Source organism: Pseudomonas sp. K5002, assembly GCF_013386655.1.
Taxonomy (GTDB): Bacteria; Pseudomonadota; Gammaproteobacteria; order Pseudomonadales; family Pseudomonadaceae; genus Aquipseudomonas.
In genome coordinates this window covers 1,264-2,999 of record NZ_JACARK010000487.1, presented here as the reverse complement: position 1 = coordinate 2,999, position 1,736 = coordinate 1,264, and the positions used below count along the sequence as shown (strand labels likewise).

The 1,736-nt window shown below is 62.5% G+C and carries 2 protein-coding genes; both read left to right on the top strand.

Translation table 11 applies throughout. The features are described from left to right. Positions 1-159: 159 nt before the first annotated feature. Positions 160-915 carry an L-ornithine N(alpha)-acyltransferase gene (olsB, locus tag HX846_RS21340; protein WP_008431132.1) on the top strand — a complete coding sequence of 252 codons (756 nt, stop codon included), beginning with the start codon at positions 160-162 and terminating at the stop codon, positions 913-915. Continuing rightward, positions 915-1,706, top strand: coding sequence for a lysophospholipid acyltransferase family protein (locus HX846_RS21335; RefSeq protein ID WP_003219789.1), 792 nt, complete (start codon positions 915-917; stop codon positions 1,704-1,706). The genes olsB and HX846_RS21335 overlap by 1 nt, the downstream gene beginning before the upstream one ends. The last annotated feature ends 30 nt before the right edge of the window (positions 1,707-1,736 follow it).

Sequence of the window (1,736 nt, the reverse complement as noted above, 5' to 3'; positions counted from 1 at the left end):
GCAACGGATATGTACACAAAAAACACAGCACCCACCGGCGAAATGCCTGTCATCTAAGCGTCACCGTAACTTCATGGAGATGACACCGGCCCTACATAGCCTGACATGGCACAAACAAGTCGACCGGCCGTAACCCTGGCCGGCACTCGGAGACTCGCCATGACTCAGATCGCCCGCATCAGCGACACCGGCAATGAACGCCGCCTGCAAGCCGAACGCCTGATCGGCGCCCAGGCTTTGCAGGAAGCCCAGGCCCTGCGGTTCAACGTGTTCAGCGGCGAATTCAACGCCAAGCTGAAAGGCGCTGAACTGGGCCTGGACATGGATGACTATGATGTTCACTGCAGCCACATCGGCGTGCGGGATTTGAACAGCGGTCGACTCGTCGCCACCACCCGTTTGCTCGATCACCAGGCTGCCACCACCCTGGGCCGCTTCTACAGCGAAGAAGAATTCAGCCTCCACGGCCTGCTGCACCTCAAAGGCCCCATCCTGGAAATCGGCCGCACCTGCGTCGACCCCGCCTACCGCAACGGCGGCACCATCGCCGTGTTGTGGGGCGAGCTGGCCGAAGTCCTCAACCAGGGTGGCTACAGTTACCTGATGGGCTGCGCAAGCATCCCGATGCACGACGGCGGCATCCAGGCCCACGCCATCATGCAGCGCCTGCGCGAACGCTACCTGTGCAACGAACACCTGCGGGCCGAGCCGAAAAAGCCGCTGCCGGCACTGGACCTGCCATCCAACGTCATCGCCGAAATGCCCCCCTTGCTCAAGGCCTACATGCGCCTGGGTGCAAAGATTTGCGGCGAACCCTGCTGGGACGAAGACTTCCAGGTCGCCGACGTGTTCATCCTGCTCAAGCGCGACGAGCTGTGCCCGCGGTATGCCCGCCACTTCAAGGCAGCCATGTGATGAGCCGCCTTCGGGTGTACGGGCGAATTGCCCGCGTGCTGGTGGTGGTGGCCCTGGGTTTGACCATGGCCAGTGTGTTTGGCGTGTTTGAACGTCTGGGCGTGGCCAACTCGATGGTGCGCCGGCAGCGCTGGTCGCGTTTTTTCATGGCACGGCTGACCAACGCCCTGCCCTTTCGCGTGACCGTTCACGGTGAGTTGCCGCAACAGTCGATGCTGTGGGTCAGCAACCACGTATCGTGGACCGATATCCCGCTGCTGGGGATGGTGGCGCCGATGTCGTTCCTGTCCAAGGCCGAGGTGCGCACCTGGCCGGTGGCGGGCTGGTTGGCCGCCAAGGCAGGCAGCCTGTTCATCCGCCGAGGTTCGGGGGACAGCCAGTTGATTCGCAAACAGATGACGCGTCATCTGGAACAACAACACCCGCTGTTGATGTTCCCGGAAGGCACCACCACCGACGGCCGCGCCCTGCGTACGTTCCACGGGCGGTTACTGGCCAGTGCGATTGATGCCGATGTGTCGCTGCAACCGGTGGCGATTCGTTATCTGCGCGATGGCCACATCGACCCGCTGGCACCGTTTATTGGCGACGATGATTTGCTCTCGCACCTGATGCGTTTGTTCGGCAATGACCAGGGCGACGTGGAAATCCATCTGCTCAAGCCGATTGCCTGCGCCGGGCAGGAACGTGCGGCGCTGGCGTTCCAGGCGCAGCAGGCGGTGCAGAAGGCGTTGTTTGGCCCCCTTCCAGAAGCTGAGCAAATGCCAGCGCGGCCAGCATTCGCGGCCTGAAGCGAGCACGGTGAAAAATGTGGGAGCGGG